This is a genomic window from Brevibacterium picturae, assembly GCF_030453725.1.
Taxonomy (GTDB): Bacteria; Actinomycetota; Actinomycetes; order Actinomycetales; family Brevibacteriaceae; genus Brevibacterium; species Brevibacterium sandarakinum_A.
Genome location: NZ_JAKDJU010000051.1, coordinates 1 through 19,205 on the forward strand (window position 1 = coordinate 1; position 19,205 = coordinate 19,205).

12 protein-coding genes are annotated in these 19,205 nt (G+C 64.5%); 9 read left to right on the forward strand and 3 right to left on the reverse strand.

The window, feature by feature from the left end; all coding sequences use genetic code 11:
• Positions 1-87 precede the first annotated feature (87 nt).
• Entirely contained in the window at positions 88-1,572 is a 1,485-nt protein-coding gene (locus L0G76_RS07235) for an adenylate/guanylate cyclase domain-containing protein (protein ID WP_304356620.1), read from the forward strand.
• A 218-nt stretch (positions 1,573-1,790) separates the two neighbouring features.
• On the opposite strand, the gene L0G76_RS07240 is transcribed toward L0G76_RS07235, so the two are convergent.
• The 3 genes from L0G76_RS07240 to L0G76_RS07250 form a co-directional block, all read right to left on the reverse strand.
• Positions 1,791-4,535, reverse strand: coding sequence for a DNA gyrase/topoisomerase IV subunit A (locus L0G76_RS07240; RefSeq protein WP_304356621.1), 2,745 nt, complete (start codon positions 4,533-4,535; stop codon positions 1,791-1,793).
• 248 nt (positions 4,536-4,783) lie between these two features.
• A complete protein-coding gene (locus L0G76_RS07245; protein ID WP_304356622.1) occupies positions 4,784-5,338 on the reverse strand; it encodes a TetR/AcrR family transcriptional regulator in 555 nt (184 codons plus the stop codon).
• Between the two features lie 368 nt (positions 5,339-5,706).
• A complete protein-coding gene (locus L0G76_RS07250) occupies positions 5,707-8,379 on the reverse strand; it encodes a bifunctional acetate--CoA ligase family protein/GNAT family N-acetyltransferase (protein ID WP_304356623.1) in 2,673 nt (890 codons plus the stop codon).
• A 122-nt stretch (positions 8,380-8,501) separates the two neighbouring features.
• Between L0G76_RS07250 and L0G76_RS07255 the strand changes: the two genes are divergently transcribed.
• The 8 genes from L0G76_RS07255 to L0G76_RS07290 form a co-directional block, all read left to right on the forward strand.
• Complete coding sequence (locus L0G76_RS07255; RefSeq protein ID WP_304356624.1) at positions 8,502-9,089, forward strand: DUF5998 family protein; 588 nt, start codon at positions 8,502-8,504, stop codon at positions 9,087-9,089.
• Complete coding sequence (locus L0G76_RS07260; protein WP_304356625.1) at positions 9,089-10,252, forward strand: alkaline phosphatase family protein; 1,164 nt, start codon at positions 9,089-9,091, stop codon at positions 10,250-10,252. Before L0G76_RS07255 ends, L0G76_RS07260 begins: the two co-directional genes overlap by 1 nt.
• A gap of 4 nt (positions 10,253-10,256) precedes the next feature.
• Entirely contained in the window at positions 10,257-11,525 is a 1,269-nt protein-coding gene (locus L0G76_RS07265; RefSeq protein ID WP_304356626.1) for a methyltransferase, read from the forward strand.
• Between the two features lie 54 nt (positions 11,526-11,579).
• Positions 11,580-12,824 carry a 5-(carboxyamino)imidazole ribonucleotide synthase gene (locus tag L0G76_RS07270; protein ID WP_304356627.1) on the forward strand — a complete coding sequence of 415 codons (1,245 nt, stop codon included), beginning with the start codon at positions 11,580-11,582 and terminating at the stop codon, positions 12,822-12,824.
• Between the two features lies 1 nt (position 12,825).
• The gene (gene purE, locus L0G76_RS07275) at positions 12,826-13,401 is read left to right on the forward strand and encodes a 5-(carboxyamino)imidazole ribonucleotide mutase (protein WP_487246995.1); all 576 of its coding nucleotides are present in this window, start codon (positions 12,826-12,828) and stop codon (positions 13,399-13,401) included.
• 37 nt (positions 13,402-13,438) lie between these two features.
• Entirely contained in the window at positions 13,439-14,587 is a 1,149-nt protein-coding gene (locus tag L0G76_RS07280; RefSeq protein ID WP_304356628.1) for an acyl-CoA dehydrogenase family protein, read from the forward strand.
• A gap of 298 nt (positions 14,588-14,885) precedes the next feature.
• Entirely contained in the window at positions 14,886-16,406 is a 1,521-nt protein-coding gene (locus L0G76_RS07285; protein ID WP_304356629.1) for an LCP family protein, read from the forward strand.
• A 263-nt stretch (positions 16,407-16,669) separates the two neighbouring features.
• Positions 16,670-19,205 (forward strand): N-acetylmuramoyl-L-alanine amidase (locus L0G76_RS07290; RefSeq protein ID WP_304356630.1); only part of this gene is annotated, 2,536 nt, incomplete at its 3' end.

A 19,205-nucleotide genomic window follows, 5' to 3' on the forward strand; every position in this document is an offset into this window, starting at 1 on the left:
CAGCGTCAGTGCAGGCGATGTCCACCACCTGCGACCGGCTGCCGACGGCACCGCCACCGGCACCGCCGCGGACGACGGAGGTCGCAGATGACAGGCGTCTCGGACTTCACCGCCCAATTCGATATCGTCACCGGCGAGTCACTGGGCGAGGCTGCGGAAGACGAATCCGCTCAGGGCCGGAGCACTGACGACCTCGCTGACTCGACCGATGGCGCGGATGCGGCTCAGGACTCGAGCCGCGGCCCCCAGACAATTCCGGTGATCACGGAGGAACACATCGACGCATCATCTACCTCGGACACCCCGCCGGCCGCCTCGGCGCCCCCTTCCGTCGAAGGGATCGAACACGGCGATGAGGACCTGCCTCCCACCTCGCTGATGTCGACCGTGCCTTGGGCCGAGGATGAGGACTCCTCGGAGGAGACCGCGGGCGGCGACTTCTCCGGGGGACTGCACGAGGATCCGCGCACTGCTGCCCTGCAGATCATCGACGAAGACGACAAGGATGAGGACGAAACCGTCTACGAGACCCGCAGCGCCGCCGAACGGCTCGAGGAGATCCTCCTCGACGGCAAACGCGTGCTCGACCGGAGGGAGGCGGCGAAGCTCGGCGGCATCTCCACGGTCTCGGCGCGGAAGATGTGGCGGGCGCTGGGCATGTCGCAGACGGACGGGACTGAGAAGGCCTACACCGTCAGTGACGCCCACGCTCTGCGGATGTGGGCCAAGCCCGTGGCCGACGGCCTCATCGATCAGGGCACGGCGCTGTCCCTGGCCCGCGCAATCGGCCAGACCACGGACCGTCTGGTCGTGTGGCAGATGGAGACTCTCGTCGATTTCCTCACCGAGGAGAAGGGACTGACCGATCCCGAGGCCAGGCGCGATGCGCTGCAGGTCGTCGAGGACATGGTCGATCCTCTGCAGAAGATGTTGACGTATTCCTGGCGGCGCAACCTCGCCGAGGTCATGGGACGGCTCAACGTCAACGTCTCCGACGGCCTGGCCATGGACAACAGGCAGGGCTGGTACGACTCGTCGATGCCGCTGGCTCGTGCGGTCGGCTTCATCGACCTCGTCTCCTATACGCGCCTGTCGCAGAAGATGGAGCCAAGGCAGCTGGCGAATCTGGTGCAGGAGTTCCAGGGCATGGCCTACAACATCGTGGCCACCGGTGGCGGCCGGGTCATCAAGACCGTCGGCGATGAGGTCTTCTTCGCCGCCGAGACGCCGATGGGCGGTGCAGAGATCGCGATGACCCTGATGGAGCGCGTCACCGCGGCCGAGGACCTTCCGCAGGCGCGGGTCGGCTTCGTCTGGGGCAGGGTCCTGTCACGGCTGGGCGACATCTTCGGATCGAGCGTCAACCTGGCAGCCCGGCTCACCGCCGTGGCAGACCCGGGCACGATCTTCACCGACGAGGACACAGCGCGAGTCCTCTCAGCCTCGGACTCCTACGTCTTCGAGCGGCGCGAGTCGATCACGCTCCAGGGGCTGGGGGAGACCGGCATCGGCGAGATGAAGCGCGGCACCGCCGCCCGCATGCAGCTGGACCTCGACGACGACGAGAACTGAGTCGCGCGTCGCCCACCTGTGCGTGCGCTCGGCACCTGTGCCCGCACTCCGCACCGTTAGTCGGAGTTGCGACACCTGCAGTGGTTGCTTTTGCGACTGCGGGTATCACGCGCGAAGTGGACCGTGTACGCGATCACCAGTTGGCGGCAGGGCAGCTTTTCTCACGAATTCCCTCAGACCAACCCGGGCAATCGATCCGAACCGCTCTGCCCAATTCCTCAGAATAATGCACTGTCGTCGTCATCATCGTCGTCATGCGAGACGATGACAGCATCGTCGGAGTCCATCTTCGAGCGCGCGATCTCTTCCTTCGCCTCGTTGAGATCGCCGCCGTCAACACGTTCGAGGTCGAGTTCGTCGAAGCTCGTCGCCAGTCCCTGGGTGCGCGAGGTCGCCGAGGACGACGCACCACCGCCGGAAACCCTCGTGTCGTCGACCGTCCCAGCACCGCCGGACGCTGCCGTGTCACCGCCCGACCCCGAATCGTCGACCGCATCTTCGGCGTCGCCGAGGCGGGGGACCGTTCCGATGATGTCGATCTTGGATTCGAGCGGCGAGCCCGAGGCATCGCGCTTCGACATCTCTGCCGGCAGCGTCCTGGCTCCTCCGGCCTGAGCAGCAGCCTGCGGAGTGTCGCCGACCCAGGCCAGCGACAGCGCGGTCTCGCCCTTGAGGAATTTGTGGGCGCGCACACCCGAGGTCGCACGGCCCTTGGTCGGGAACTCGGAGAAGTCGCTGACCTTGATCGATGACGATGGTGCGCCGTAGAAGTTCTCACCGCTGGCGACCGTGACCACGGCGAACGTGCCGATGCTCGTATCGGCATCCCCGTCCTCATCGGTTTTGGCGGCCTTGGGAGTCATGCCGAAGAAGATGGCGCGCGCATCGGCGGCGACCTTCATTCCCGCCACACCTGAGGCATTCCAGCCCTGGGCCCGCAGGCCCGAGGCATCGAAGGCCAGCAGCTGCGAGCTCGAGGTCACGAACACCGCCAGAGACTCGTCGATGTCCTTGGGCTGAGCGACTCCGATGACGGAATCCTTGCCCTTGAGCGTGATCGCCTCCCATTCGCTCTTGTTCGGTCGAGCCGCCACGGACACGCGTTTGACGACACCGCCTGCGGTGCCGACGACGAACTCCCGGTCGAGGTCGATGAGACCGAGCACCGACTCGTTCTTCTCCAGACTCACATAGTCGGCGATCTTGACTCCGCCGGCGACATTCGGCCTGTTCGCGGCCGGCGGCAGCGCCGGGAGGTCGACGACATCGACCATGTGCACACGCCCTGCCGAGGTCACCGCTCCGACCTTGCCCTGAGTCGTCGACACGATCTCAGAGCGCAGAGCATCATGACTCGAGCGCTTCCCGACCCTCTGCAGCGCCGATGCATCTGCTGTCCGGGCGATCCGGCCCGAGGTCGACAGCAGCACCCGGCAGGGGCCATCGGCGATCTTGAGATCCGACTGGGCCTTCTTGCCCTTGGCGCTCAGCTCCTTCATCGACCCTTCGATGAGGACCGTGCGCCGAGGCGAGCCGATGGCTTCCGCCGTCGCCTCGAGCTCAGTGGCCACGAGTTCACGCAGCTTGGCCTCATCGGCCAGCAGCGACTCGAGGTAGTCGATCTTCTTGCGCAGTTCGTCACGCTCGGCCTCGAGTTCGATGCGCGAGAACTTCGTCAGCCGGCGCAGCTGCAGGTCGAGGATGTAGGTGGCCTGGAGCTCCGAGAGCTCGAAGACGTCCATCAGGCGGGTGCGAGCCGTGGCCGCATCGTCGGAGGAGCGAATGAGCTGGATGACCTCGTCGATGTCGACGATCGCGATGAGCAGGCCTTCGACGAGGTGGAGGCGATCCTTGGCCTTGCGCAGCTGGAACGCGGTGCGGCGTCTGACGACATCGATGCGGTGGGCGAGGTAGACGGTCAGCAGCTCGCGCAGTCCCAGCGTTCGCGGCTGTCCGTCGACGAGGCAGACATTGTTCATGCTGAACGATTCTTCGAGCGGGGTCTGCCGGTAGAGCTCAGCGAGGACCGCCTCCGGATTGAAGCCGTTCTTGATGCCGATGACCAGGCGCATGCCGTTCTTGCGGTCCGAGTAGTCATCGATCGAGGCGATGCCTGTGAGCTTCTTCGCACCGACAGCGTCCTTGACCTTCGCCACGACCTTCTCCGGTCCCACAAGATAGGGCAGCTCTGTGACGACGATGCCCTTGCGCCGGGCATTGATGTTCTCGATCGACACCGTGGCCCGGGTGCGGAACGTGCCGCGGCCTGTCTCATAGGCGTCGCGGACCCCATCGAGTCCGATGATCCGCCCGCCGGTGGGCAGATCCGGGCCGGGGATGAAGCGCATGAGCTCGGCCAGGCCCGCTTCCGGATTCCGGATCAGGTGGCAGCAGGCAGCGATGACTTCGCCCGGATTGTGCGGGGCCATATTGGTGGCCATGCCCACGGCGATTCCGGAGGTGCCGTTGATGAGCAGGTTCGGGAAAGCGCTGGGCAGAACCTCAGGCTGAGTCAGCGTGTTGTCGTAGTTGCCGACGAAGTCGACGACATCCTCGTCGAGGCCGGCGATCAGCTGCATGGAGGCCGAGGTCAGCCGTGCCTCCGTGTAACGTGGGGCTGCGGGGCCGTCATCGAGGGAACCGAAGTTTCCGTGGCCGTCGACGAGCGGCACACGCATGATGAAGCCCTGGCTCAGACGCACCAGTGCGTCGTAGATCGCGGTGTCACCGTGCGGGTGGAGCTTGCCCATGACATCGCCGACGATGCGGGAGGACTTCACATGACCGCGCTCGGGGCGCAGACCCATGTCACCCATCTGGTAGACGATGCGCCGCTGAACGGGCTTCAGACCATCGCGTGCATCGGGCAGGGCGCGGGAGTGGATGACTGAGACCGCATATTCGAGGAACGAACTCTCCATCTCTGATGAGACGTCGACATCGATGACTCTGCCTTCGGCCATGGAACTCCTTTGACGCACGATTCTTTCGCTCCGGATGCTCCCTCATGCACCGAGTCGAGACATCGGCAACGGAGAACACCTGTCGATTCTAGCGTTCGATTTGAGTTCTACGGCTCAAGACCGCTTTTCCGGGGCGTCCGTGTCGTTCGCACGTGCGCCTGCGCCTGTGCCTGTGCCTGCGAGGTCGTTCGCAGGAATGCCTGCGCCTGTGTTCTGAGGTCAAATCACACGTGTGTTCTCAGGCAGGTTCAGGCTGGTGTCGCAGCTGTGCCCAACCATGCGAGGAACTGTTCCATGAACGACTCGATGTGCGGACGATCCGCCGTTCCTGCGATCAGTTCGGCGACCATCATGCCCATCACTGAGCTGTTGATCGTGCGTGCCGTTTCGGCATCGACCTTGGCCAGTCGCATGACGAACTCATCGATCTTGTGCATGTTCTTCTGCTTCGCTGCCACAGCTTCGCCCGGTAGTGCGGGGTCGAGGCTGAGCATGATCGTCGTGTAGAAGCGATTGCGGTCCGTGGTCAGCCAGCTCATGCAGAAATCGACGGCGATGTCCTGGGCAGGCTTTCCGCTGCCGTGGAACATGTCCGGCAGGCGCTCGAGCTGCTGGGTATTGAGCTCGCCGATGCGCTCCATGATTCCGGTGACCAGGGCATCACGGGTGCGGTAGACGTTCGACGTGGAGCCGACGGGCAGTTCGGCAAGGGCATCGACTGCCCTATGGGTGAGTCCACGAACTCCCTGTTCGGCGACTACGGCTATTGCGGAGTCGGTGACGACGTCTCTTCGTGAAATCATTTCTTTCGGGCCTCACTCTCGTGAGACACCTGCAGTGCAGGTGTCTTTGGGACGGTGGATGACCAGCGGCTGGTCACAGACTATGGCTAATATTCGGCCACACACTAAAACACAAATTCATAACGTTTCGTGTCGAACGGATACAGACACTACCTGCAATAGCGAAGAATTGGTATAAGACTCGCCAAACTGACAGTCGGTTCCCACTAAACGGGGCATGTCTTCGTCCCATGGGCTCTGACTCCACCTTAGTGTCATGCGCGCGAAGGTGCCACCGTCTGGCCACCAGACCCTCCTCGGCAGCGGCCACGGGACCTGCCGGCCGATTCGACCAGCGCCTCTGTGCCAGTCGGCCCGCCCGCCGCCGATCAGCTGAGCAGGCGCCTCGTCGAGTCGATGCGCGTCGGGTCGAGGAGCAGATCGATCCGGGCGCTGAGGACATGCCCCTCGGTCTCCGTCGCGACCATCGGGTGGATGACGAGCTCGCGGATCTGCGGGTGGCGTTCGACGAGGACCGAGAGCCGTTCGAGCACATTGCCCAGCGGGTCGATATTCATCGGCGGCAGTCCCCGGTACCCGAAGAGTCGCGGCGAGGCCTTGATCGACTTGATCATGTCCCCGGCCTCCCTGTCGGTGAGCGGGGCGACCCGATGTGAGACATCGCCGAGCAGCTCGGTGGTGTCCCCGGCCAGAGAGAACGACAGCAGCGGCCCAAGAAGCGGATCCTCTCCGGCGCGGATGACGCAGGGGACTCCGTGTGGGGCCATGGTCTGGACATCGACAAGGGGATCCGAGTCCCCGATCACCTGGCGGATGATCCGCTGGATCGCCGTGAAGTCCTCCCTCAGCTCCTCGGGGGAGTCGATGTTCAGCCGCACCCCGCCGAGTTCCATGCGATGGCGCAGCACATTCGTCACTGCCTTGAGCGCCACGGGATAGCCGATCTCTTCGGCAGCGGCCAGACCCTCCTCGACCGAGGCGGCCGTGATGTAGGGCAGGACCTCGATGCCGTAGCAGGACAGCAGCGCCCGGGTGTCGCTGCGTTCGAGGCGGACGGGAGTTCCCGGCCGAGCATCGGAGAGGGCGGACTCGATGATCGAGCGCACCCCCTTGTCGTCGAGGTCCTCGATCTCGAGGAACCGGCCGTGGTCTGCGGCGCGCCAGCGCGAATAGTCGGTGGCCCTGGCCAGCGCCCAGACGGCGTCCTCCGGGCCCACGTAGCTGGGCACGGTGCGAGAGACCCGCGCCCCCTCGTCATCGGTGAGGTAGGTCGTCAGTTCGTCCTTGACACCGTGGATTCCGAGGAAGCAGGCGACGGTCGTCTTCTGGGATCTGGCCGCGGCCTCTGAGAGGTGCGCTGCGATCTCCGCTTCCTCGGCTCCTGCCGAGGGGGTGAACGTGACGATGACCGAGTCGATGTCGTCGCGGGCATACATGGCATCGAGCTCGGTCCGGAATCGGTCGGCGTCGACCTCGGGGTGCAGGGAGACCGGCTCGGCCTCGACATGCAGTCCCTCCGAGCGTGAGCGTTGGACGAGGAGGGTGGCCATCGCGGCCGAATTGCCGATGACGCCGACCCGTCGCCCGGCGGGCAGGCTCTGAGTCGAGAAGACCTGAGCGAGGTCGAAGAGCTGGTGGATCGTGTCCGCCCTGATCACTCCGGCCTGTCCGAGCACCTGGTCAAGGGTGTTCGGGGCCAGGGAGGAGGTGCGCACGATGTGTCCCGGAGGCAGTTCCCTGCCCGTGAGATCGGACTTGATGACGATGATCGGTTTGACCCGGGAGACGCGGCGGGCGATGCGGGAGAACTTGCGCGGGTTGCCGATCGACTCGAGGTAGAGTCCGACGGTCTTCGTGTCCGGGTCCTCCTCCCAATACTGGAGGACGTCATTGCCGGACATATCGGCGCGGTTGCCCGCGGAGACGAAGGTCGAGATCCCCAGGCCGCGGTTCTTCGCCGCCGAGAGCAGCGCGGTCCCGAGCGCGCCCGACTGGCTGAAGAGTCCCAGCGAACCCGAATCCGGCAGGAACGGGGCCAGGGAGGCGTTGAGGGAGACATCGGCGGCCTCGTTGACGAGGCCGAACGAATTCGGGCCCACCACGCGCATTCCGTAGGCGCGGGACGTGGCGACCATTCTTCTCTGCAGTTCGGCACCCTCGTCGCCGGTCTCGGCGAAGCCCGAGGAGATGACGAGCACCGCCTTGACCCCGTGGGCCGCGCACTCCTGGACCACCTCGGTGGCCGATTCCGCGGGAACCGCGATCACGGCGAGATCCGCGGTGCCGGGAAGATCTTCGAGGGTCCTGTACGCCTGGACCCCTGCGATCTGGTCCGCCTCGGGGTGGACGACCCAGAGGTCGCCCGTGAACTTCGCCGAGGTGATGTTGCGGATGAGGAGATGACCGGTGGAGTTGCGTTTGCGGCTGGCGCCGATGACCACCACCGAGGTGGGGTGGAGGACCGTGCGCACGCTCAGGGCCTCGGCCCTGTGCTCCCGAGAGGCCTGAACCTCGATGGATCGTGCCGTCGGATCGATGTCGAAGTTCACGGCCACGACACCGTCGTCGAAACCGCGCGAGACCTCGTAGCCGGCGGCCTGGAAGACCTGCAGCATCGAACGGTTCTGAGGCAGCACCTCGGCGGTGAACCTGCGGAGCCCCAGATCCCGGGCAGCAGCGGCGAGATGTTCGAGGAGGATCGAGCCGATGCCGCGGCCCTGGTGGGCGTCGGCGATGTTGAAGGCCACCTCGGCGGAGGTCTCGGAGATCTTGTCGAAGCGCCCGACTCCGATGATGTCGGAGCCGACGAGCATGATCATCGCCACCCGATCCCGATGGTCGACGTTGACGAACCGTTCGAGATCACGTTTGGGCAGGCGGGGCAGCGGGGCGAAGAAGCGCAGGTAGACGGACTCCGGCGACTGAGCCTCGTGCATCCTCGACAGGGCATCGGCATCGGCAGGGACGATGGGGCGCAGATGAGCGGTTCCGCCGTCGCGGAGGACGACATCTGCTTCCCACTCGGCAGGATAGTTTTCCATGCTCCCAGCATAAGCGGACGGCGAGAGTCCCTGACCGTACATGAACTGCAAGGTCACCGAACAGGAGCCGAAGGAACGGTGCGAAGTGGGAAGAGTCGGGCGAGTACGGCACAATAGGAGTCATGGCTTTACCCGAAGTTCTCGTCCACGATCTGCAGTCGGCCGGATATTACCCACAGCTCACACAGGGGATTCTGGCTGATTCTCTGTTCGACGAACCGGTTCTCGCGCACTTCGTCCACATCGACACTCATGTCGACATCGAATCGATTCACCGGCACGTCACCGCGTTCGTACTCACCGAGACGCGACTGCTGCTTGCGCACGTCGACGACGATCCCAACGTCGCGCCCGGCTCCAAACCGCGTGCCGTGACGAGCAGCGAAGACATCGAACTCTCACGCCTGGGCACCGTCATGGTCGGCCGGACGTTTGCCGACCCGGCCGCCTACATCCCCGGTGACAAGCCCGTCGAGGTGTCATTGACCATGTCCTGGGGCGCCTCCCGACGGATCGAAGCCTTCCCCGAGACATGTGGGGACCCGGACTGCACAGCCGACCACGGCTACGGCGGATCCATCTTCTCCGAAGACGTCATGCTGCGCGTCTCCGCCGAAGCTGAGGGCCAGTCTGCCGTTGACCGGATCGCGGAGTTCGCCGGGAAGCTGCGTGCCGCAGTGTTCCAAGCCAGGCTCCGGTCGCGGCGCTGATGGCAGATCAGGCCACCTCACCGCTGACGGGGCCGCCCGACTATTCCGGGCCCATCCTCTCCGACGTGGTCCCGGCTGCGGCGCTCAGCCTCGGCGCGGGGGAGATCTTCGACGACACGGCACGCACTCGGGCGCAGGCCCTGGGCCTCGACCGTGAGTCGCGGACCACGATCGTCGTCCTCATCGACGGCATGGGTGAGAGCCAGCTCAAGCAGTACAGCGGTTACACCCCCTTCTTCCGGTCCCTGGCCGCATCCCGACGGACCCTGTCCACAGGGTTCCCCTCGACGACCGCGAACTCCCTGTCTTCGCTGGCCACGGGACGTCTGCCCGGTGGTCACGGCGTCGTCGGATACCGTGTGCTCGACCCCGCCAAGGATGCCGTGTTCAACCAGCTGACCTGGGACCTCGACGTCGACCCGGTCTCCTGGGTCCCCGATGCGAGCCTGTTCGAACGCCTCACGGAGGCCGAGGTCGACGTCGTCAGCCTCGGCGAGGCGAAGTTCGCCGGACGCGGCCTGAACCGAGCCTCCCTGCGCGGGGGACGGTTCCGGGCCTCGAAGACACTCGAACAGCGCTGCGCCCAGGCCGTCGAAGAGGCGAAGGCGCCGGGGCGTCGGCTCGTCTACCTCTACTGGGGCAACCTCGACAAGACCGGCCATGTCCACGGGTCGAATTCCTCGCAGTGGACCGAGGAGCTCGAACTCGTCGACCTGGCACTGTCACGGCTGGCCGATGATCTGCCGGCCGATTCGACGATGATCGTCACCGCCGACCACGGCATGGTCGACATCGACCACAGCCTGCGCCTCGACCTCGCCGAGGCTCCCGCACTGCGCTCGGGGGTCAGGCACGTCGGCGGCGAACCCCGCGCGGTCCATCTCTATGCCAGTGAGGGCGCCGAGGCCGACGTCTACTCGGCCTGGACCGAGACCGTGGGGGACAGGGCACTCATCCTCAGCCGTGATGACGCCATCCGACGCGGCTACTTCGGCCCCGTCGATCCCCGGTTCCGGCAGCGCATCGGGGACTTCATGGTCATCTGCCAGGACGAATTCGCCATCGTCGACTCGGACAACGAATCCGCTTCGGCGATCGCTCTCATCGGACACCACGGTTCGACGACGGCACGCGAGCTGCAGATTCCTCTGCTCGTGGTGTGAACGGATGTCAGACGATTGGATGCGCCAGGGAACCTCCGATGACCAGACGCCTCAGGAGGCTCCGTTGACCGTGCTCGACTGGACCGAGGACGGCGCCGCGCGATCGGCGATCTGGCATTCGGAGAATCAGTCCTCCGCCCCGGCGCGAGTGACGGTGGTCAGCGATGAGATCACCGCCGATGCCGCCTACCGTCTGGCCCGATCCGGGACCGGGCTGCTGTGGCGCGGGGACTACCACAACGGTCGGCAACTGCTGCAGGCGATGGACCGCCGCTTCAAACGCCGCAGCGCCCGCCGTGGAGCCGGCCAACGCAGCGGCAACAAGCGCGGAGGCAGGCCGGACAGCTCCAACGACGGTCTCGTCGACGGTCACAGTGCTGCGGGGGCATTCGAGGCGCAGCGTCGCTTCATCGCCGATCGTGCCCGTCTGCTCGGTGCTCTCATCGTCGAACTCGACGAGGACTACCAGCTCAACCTGCGCCGCGCCCCCGATGTCAGCCTGGCCTGCAGGGCCGCCTACGGGCCATCGACAGGCCCGGTGTGCGTGTCGCTGACCGAGTTGAATGGAGTACTCAGCGCCTACCAGTGGCAGCTGAAGGGCGTGGCCGTTCCCGCCCTCGGCGAGCGCATCCACCCGCGCTACGGTGTGTTCTCCCCGATCCGCGGCGAATACGTCGACCTGGTGGCCCAGACACCGCTGCCCGCATCCGAGCCCGGCAGTCCATCAGCACCCCAGACCGCCTTCGACCTCGGCACCGGCACCGGGGTGCTTGCCGCCGTGCTCCTGCGCCGCGGCGTCGAACATGTCGTGGCCACGGACATCAACCCGCGCGCGGTGGCCTGCGCACAGGAGAACCTGGAGCGGCTCGGTGTGGCCGAATCCGCCGAGGTGGTTCAGGCCGACCTCTTCCCGCCAGGGTGTGCCGATCTCATCGTGTGCAACCCGCCGTGGCTGCCTGCCCGCCCGAGCTCTGCGCTCGAGGCCGGCATCTACGACCCCGGCTCCGATGTGCTCCACCGCTTCATCGACGGACTGGCCGCCTCCCTCACCCCGACCGGTGAGGGGTGGCTGATCCTGTCCGATCTCGCCGAGCACCTGGGCCTGAGGACCCGAGAAGCGCTCCTTGCTCGCATCAGCGCTGCCGGGCTGCGCGTCCACGACCGACACGGCACGACTCCGCGTCACCCCCGCGCTTCGGACACCACCGACGAGCTCCACGCGGCCCGCGGGGCGGAGGTCACCTCGCTGTGGCGTCTGCGACTCTCCCATTGAGGGCGAGACTCACATAGCGAACCTGCGCGTCCCATGTCCGCAGTGGACGATAGGATGGCGAACGTGACTTTTCCTCGTGTTGGTGTCATTGGCGGCGGCCAATTGGCACGTATGCTTGCCCCTGCCGCAGAAGCCCTCGGCATCCGCTTCTCAGTCCTGTCTGAGACTGCGGACGCCCCGGCCACCCAGGTCATCAATGAGGTGAGCGTCGGCGACTACAAGGACTTCGCGACCCTCAAGGCCTTCGCCGAGACCGTCGATGTGGTGACCTTCGACCATGAGCATGTTCCCCCGGAACACCTCCAGGCCCTTGCCGAGGCGGGCCATGCGGTCCGTCCGGGACCGCAGGCCCTCATCTTCGCCCAGGACAAGATCCTCATGCGCAGGAGGATGGACGAACTCGGACTGCCGAACCCCGCCTGGGCAGAGATCACCTCCCGTGCCGACGTCGAAGCCTTCGCCGAGCGAGTCGGATACCCCTTCATCCTCAAAACCCCTCGCGGTGGCTATGACGGCAAGGGTGTGCGGGTCATCGACACCCTCGACGAAGCCGTGACCTGGCTCGACGAGGTCGGGCAGCTGCTGGCCGAGGAGAAGGTCGATTTCTCCCGAGAGCTCGCCGTCATGGTCGGACGCTCCCCGATGGGCCAGACCGCGGTGTGGCCCGTCGTCGAGACCTGGCAGCAGAACGGGGTGTGCAAAGAAGCCGTCGCACCCGCACCAGGACTGGCGGCAGAGAAGTCGAGAGAGATCACCGAGGCGATCCTCAAGGTCGCCGGTGCCCTCGACGTCACCGGTGTGATGGCGATGGAGCTGTTCGAGACCGCGGACGGCTTCCTCATCAACGAATTCGCGATGCGTCCCCACAACACCGGTCACTGGACCCAGGATGGGGCCGTGACCAGCCAGTTCGAACAGCACCTGCGGGCGGTTCTCGACCTGCCCCTGGGCAGCCCCGCGGCCCGCGAGGATGTGTCCGTGATGGTCAACGTCCTCGGCGCCGAGCATGAGGACCTCTACCAGCCCTATCTGCACGTGATGGCCCACGACCCCGCGATCAAGGTTCACCTCTACGGCAAAGGCGTGCGACCGGGCCGGAAGGTCGGCCACGTCAACGCCTATGGGGAGGATCTCGACCTCGTGCTGGCCAGGGCGCGACACGCAGCGGACTTCGTTGCCGGCGTCGATATCAATCCGCATCCTCGGATGCCGGCCCCGGCTGATCTCGACGCGAACGCCGAACCATCCGACGATGGCGACAGGGGCGACGCTGCCGCCTCCTACGACGAAAGGGCCTGATATGCCTCCAGCCACCGACGCCAGCTCCACGACCGACACCACCTCAGGATCCACCTCGGCGGCGGACTCTGCGAATTCCGGAACCGCTGTCGTCGGAATCGTCATGGGATCGGACTCGGACTGGCCGACGATGAAGGCCGCTGCCGAGGCACTCGAGGAGCTCGGCATCGACTCCACCGCCGAGGTCGTCTCCGCTCACCGCATGCCCGAAGACATGGTCGAGTGGGCCAAGACGGCTGCCGATCGCGGCCTGCGCGTCATCATCGCCGGTGCCGGGGGAGCGGCCCACCTGCCCGGGATGATCGCCTCAATGACCTCACTGCCGGTCATCGGCGTGCCCGTGGCGCTGAAGTACCTCGACGGAATGGACTCACTGCTCTCAATCGTCCAGATGCCCGGAGGGGTCCCCGTGGCCACCGTCTCGATCGGCGGGGCCAAGAACGCGGGTCTCCTCGCGGCCCGAATCCTCGGCGCCGGCGACACCGACTCCGCGGCCGGTATACGTGGCCGTCTCGATGAGCATCGGAGCCAGCTGCGGCAGGTCGCTCTCGACAAAGGGCAGGCACTGCGGCGATAATAGAGGTACTTAACGATTGATCAGTAATAGGAGAATGATGTTCGACCTCTACCAGCCCAGCGAAGAACACGAAGAGATTCGCGCCGCCGTGCGCAACGTCGTCGAGAAGAAGATCACTCCCTTCGCCGCCGAGGTTGACGCTGATTCCCGCTATCCGCAGGAAGCCCACGACGCCCTGGTCGAGACCGATTTCTTCGCCGCACACATCCCGGAAGAGCACGGCGGGATGGGCGCGGACGCGCTGGCTGTGGCCATCATCATCGAAGAGGTCGCCCGTGGCTGTGCATCTTCTTCCCTGATTCCGGCTGTGAACAAACTCGGCAGCATGCCCGTCCAGCTCGGTGGCAGCGAAGAGATCAAGGCGAAGTACTTCCCGCAGGTCGCCCGCGGCGAGGCCGGATTCTCCTACGGACTCTCCGAGCGCGAAGCCGGTTCCGATACGGCTTCGATGAAGACGCGTGCCGTGGCCGACGGTGACGACTGGATCCTCAACGGAGTCAAGACCTGGATCACGAATGCCGGCGTCTCCGAGTACTACACGGTCATGGCTGTGACCGACCCCGATGGTGCGCGTGGACGCAACATCTCCGCATTCGTCGTTGAGAAGTCCGACGAAGGGTTCGCCTTCGGGGAGAAGGAGCGCAAACTGGGCATCAAGGGCTCGCCGACGCGTGAGCTGCTCTTTGACAATGTCCGCCTGCCCGGCGATCGCATCATCGGAGCCCCGGGTGAGGGGCTGAAGATCGCCCTGCGGACCCTCGACCACACCCGAGTCACGATTGCGGCTCAGGCGGTCGGCATCGCTCAGGGTGCGCTCGACTACGCGATCGGCTACGTCAAGGAACGCCAGCAGTTCGGCAAGAACATCGCCGAGAATCAGGCGATCCAGTTCATGCTCGCCGATATGGGCATGAAACTCGAAGCCGCCCGTCAGCTGACCTACACGGCGGCGGCGAAGAGTCAGCGCTTCGATGATGACCTCACGTACTTCGGGGCGGCGGCGAAGGCCTTCGCCTCGGACGCGGCGATGGAGATCACGACCGACGCGGTGCAGCTGCTCGGCGGTGCCGGCTATGTCGTTGACCACCCCGTGGAGCGGATGATGCGTGATGCGAAGATCACACAGATCTACGAGGGCACCAATCAGATCCAGCGCATGGTGATGGGGCGCAAGCTCATCAGCTGAATCCGGGTTTGCCTCGGCAGGGGAGAGCTCAGACTTCGAGGCAGAAGGCCCTCGCCTGCGGGCGGTGGCCTTCTCCCTTCTGCGCGGGCGGGCTCGCGGCGGGTGCCTGTGATCAAGCGCCCCTGTCATGGCGCGACATGCGCAGGCGAAATGTGCCGCAATCCCGGGTTCTCACGCGCCACAATGGATGAACACAGTCGACTCTCCAGAAGGTTTGGCACAGTGGTCTGTGTCGTTGCAGGCTTGGAGTCTGCGCGTGTGGCGATAGCAGCAACGAGCGCGAGGTAAAGGTAGGTCAGTGGCCGAAACGAGATACGTCGACCCCATTCACCACCCGTCGTACGCTTCACAGCCGACGAGGGATGTACGGGCGTGGATTCTTCTCCTGGTCACCGCCTTCATCCCCGGGGGAGTGCAGCTGCTGTTCCGGGCCCGTCGCTGGGCCAAGATCTCGCTGTCGATCACCGCGATCAGTTGGACCCTCGTCATCATCGCTCTGGTCATGGTCCTCATCGACAAGAAGTTCCTCTTCACCATCGGAACGAATCCCTTCCTGCTGACGTTCCTCACGATCTGGCTGCCGGTCATCGCCGTGAACTGGGTCGTGTGTCTGTTCGATTCGCTGCGCCGGATCAAACTCGTCACGCTGTCATCGAGGGCCCGCAAACGCTTCCTCGCCGCCTTCTGCGCCCTGCTCCTCATCGTCGTGGGCCCATTGGCCTGGGGCACGACGATGCTGGACTCCCAACGCGGGCTGATGGCCGACCTCTTCGCGTCCGGGAAGGCCGCGAAGCCCGTCGATGGCCGCTACAACATCCTGCTGATGGGCTCGGACGCCGGCAAGGGCCGCACCGGCATCCGACCCGACTCGCTGTCCCTGGTTTCGATCGATGCGGACACGGGCAAGACGGTCATCATCGGTCTTCCGCGCAATATGCAGAATGTGCCGTTTCCCGAGGATTCTCCACTGCACGAACAGTACCCGCAGGGATTCAACTGCGGCGATGAGTGCCTGCTCAACGCGGTGTTCCAGCAGGGTGAGCGGCACAAGGACGAGTTCGAGAACCCGAAGCGGGCGGGGGAACAGGCCACGATGGACGCTGTCTCTGCGGTCACGGGTGTCGAGGTCCAGTACTTCGCCATGGTCAATCTCAAGGGATTTGAGAATCTCATCGATTCCCTCGGAGGAATCACGGTGGTATCGGGCAAACGGGTCCCGATCTCCTCGAAGGTCGACCCGGCGACCGGCGAACACGGTCCGGTCAAGGGTTGGATCGAACCGGGCGAGCAGAAGCTCGACGGTTACCACGCTTTGTGGTTCGCCCGTTCCCGTGAGATGTCCAGCGATTACGAGCGGATGGTCCGGCAGCGCTGCGTCCAAACCGCAATGGTCAAGCAGCTCGACCCGGCCACCGTCCTCACCCGGTACCAGCAGATCGCCGAAGCCACCCCGGGCGCGCTGGCGACAGACATCCCCTCCTCCGAGGTCGACATGTTCGTCGACCTCGCCCTGAAGGTGAAATCGCAGAAGATCGAGTCCTTTGACCTGACTCCGCCGAACGTGATCCCCGCCGACCCGGACTTCGATGCTGCGAGAGCGCTGGTGGCGGATAGGATTGAACAGGCTTCCGGGGACGGCGAGAAGGACAAGGGTGCTCAAGCGGTGCCTGGGGGCTCCTCAGGGGCTGTTGCCGGGGTCAACGTGAGCTCCGGCCTCACCCCCGGCTCTTCCGTCCAGGTGAGCGCGCAAGGCGGTGGCGAAGGTGGGTCTGAAGAGGACAAAACGGAAGCCGAGAAGGCGATCTGCTACGTCCCCTGAGATCCCCGTGAGTGCGTATTCCTTGTCAATGTCCATCAGATGAGCGGAACTGGAGAGAATTCCGTGAAAAAGTTTCTCTCGGTGTGTCCCTTGAGAACACTGGGAACCACACCGGTGTAACTCGATTATTTTATTATTTGGCTAGTCTGACACGCCGAATATGTGTAACAATTTTGAGATGTTGGGGTTACCCACCGTTCTGCCAACGGTGAGGATGACCTCAAGGCCTGAACTTCCCTGACTTCCTCGTAAAGGCTGTAACGATGAAATATTTATTGCCCACAGTCGCGGGCTGCGCTTCGGTCGCACTCGTCGGCACCTTAGCGGTCACCACAACGACTGCCTTCGCGGCGTCGACTGAGCCTGAAGTGACCCAAGAGGCGCTGAGCGTGAGCGAAGAAGGACTCAATGTCCCCGGCGCCCGGGCTTCCAGCGATTCCACTGCCAACGCCGCCAACCAGAGCGCCACCAGCAACCTGCCGAACATCTTCAAGTCGGAGACCGCTATGGCCTCGACGCAGGTGCCATCCGTGGTCAACGTGAGTTCGGGCGCATCTGCTGCTGCCGGCTCCACAGGAGCGGTCAATCCCGTCTCCACGGGGTTGTCTTCAGCTGAGGACGGAAGCGAAGCCGCTGCTTCGGAAGGCTCCACTCCGAAGCCTGATCCATCGGCACCCGCCGAAGAGTCGGCCACGAAGGATGACGAAGCGTCCACGAATGACAAGTCCAAGGGTGACAAGTCGAAGGATGACACGTCCAAGGACTCCGAATCATCTGCGGACTCGGAGAACAGCGACGACATTTCGGGCTCGGTTCGACAGAAGACCGAGGACGGCGTCAACATTGCGCTGATCTCCGACGTGCTCGACGTTCCCTCCGAGAACCCGAGCCTCATCGGATTCACCTTCTCCGAGTCGAAGTCCAACATCCGCATCCAGGTCCGTGTCAAGAGCGGTTCTGACTGGGGCAACTGGCAGTCCCTCGACGAGGAGAAGCAGGAACAGGCGAAGAACGAAGGTTCCGAGCCGTTCACCGTCAACCAGGCCTCGGGTGTGCAGATGCGCATTCTGGGCGACAAGGCTCCCAGCGATGCCGAGCTCGTCCTCGTCGACCCGAAGCACAACCCCGGCGATGCTGGCGCCGTGGCCGACAACGACCCCGTCGACATCGAACCGCAGAGTTCCGAGCCGTCCGAAGGCGCAGCGGACACTTCCGAAACGACTCCAGGTTCGACCTCCGCTGCAGCGAGCACCGAGACGGTGGCAGCTTCAGGCGAGGCGACGGTGACCAATCAGAACTACGTGCCCGGATCCTCGTCCGTGAACAATGTGGCGAAGTCCGAGGTGCCGAAGCCGAAGATCGGCTCGCGCAAGTCGTGGGGTGCCAAGTCGTACAAGGGCAGCCCAGACTACGCCAGCGGCATCAAGCAGGCAGTCGTGCACCACACCGCCGGTTCGAACAGCTACTCGGCTGAAGACGTTCCCTCGATCCTGCGCGGTATCCAGTCCTACCACCAGTCGGGGCGCGGCTGGAACGACATCGGATACAACGTCATCGCCGATAAGTACGGTCGCCTCTGGCATGCCCGCGGCGGCGACATCGAGAAGGCCGTCATCGGCGCCCACGTGGCCGGACACAACACCGGGACCTTCGGCATCTCGGTGATCGGCTCCTACGACACGAAGGCCCCGCCGAAGAAGACTCGGGATGCAGTCGCCTCGGCCATCGCTTGGAAGCTCTCGCTGGACGGTGTCAAGGCCAGCAAGTCGACCGTCGTCGCACACCGTGACCTGGCGAACACCAGCTGCCCCGGTGACGCCTTCTACTCCAAGATGGGCGAGATCCGTTCGACCGTCTCCGACATCATGAAGTCCGGCGATCTGCCGTCCGACGAGAAGAAGGACGACGACAAGAAGGACGAGAAGAAGGACGACGACAAGAAGGAAAAGCCGAAGCCCAAGACCGCGATCGAGCAGTACGCCGCCGACCACAAGAAGGAACTCGGCAAGGCCACTGGCAAGGAACATGATCTCAAGGGCGTTGACGGAGCTCGTGCCCGCGCTTATGAGAAGGGCAACGTCTACTGGTCCAAGAAGACCGGTGCCTACCACCTGTCTGGAGCGATCAAGAACTCGTACAAGGGTGACGTCGTCAACCAGCTGGGCCTGCCCACCGCGGATGAGAAGAGCGGCCTGAAGGACGGGGGAGCGGCACAGTCGTTCCAGAAGGGCAAGATCTACTGGTCGAAGGACTCTGGTGCTCACTACACCAAGGGCACCCTCCAGAACTATTGGGGTGACAAGGGGACCGTGAGTGGGCACCTCGGTTATCCCGAGTCGGACCCGGTGTACAAGGACGGGAGAGGTGAGCAGCTGTTCGAAGGCGCTCGACTCGTCTGGGCCGAGGGCTACGGAACCACGGAGTTCTCGCCCACGGGCACCATCGGCGGCGGCGTTGTCGACAACAATGCTCCTGCCGCCTCTGATGATGCCAAGGCTTCCGGTGGTGCCGATGCATCGGCACCACCGGGGGACAGCCCCACCGATGGCGGGTCGGCTGCAGACTCCGGGGAAGGTTCTGCAGACGACAAAGACGCCAAGGATGACAAGAAGGACGACGAGAAGTCGAAGGCCGATGAGCCCAAGGACGACAAGTCCGAAAACGATAAGGACTCCAAGGCCGACGAGCCCAAGGACGACGACAAGTCCAAGGACGACGACAAGTCCAAGGACGACAAGAAGGACGACGACAAGAAGGACGACGACAAGTCGAAATCCGACGAGCCCAAGGACGATAAGA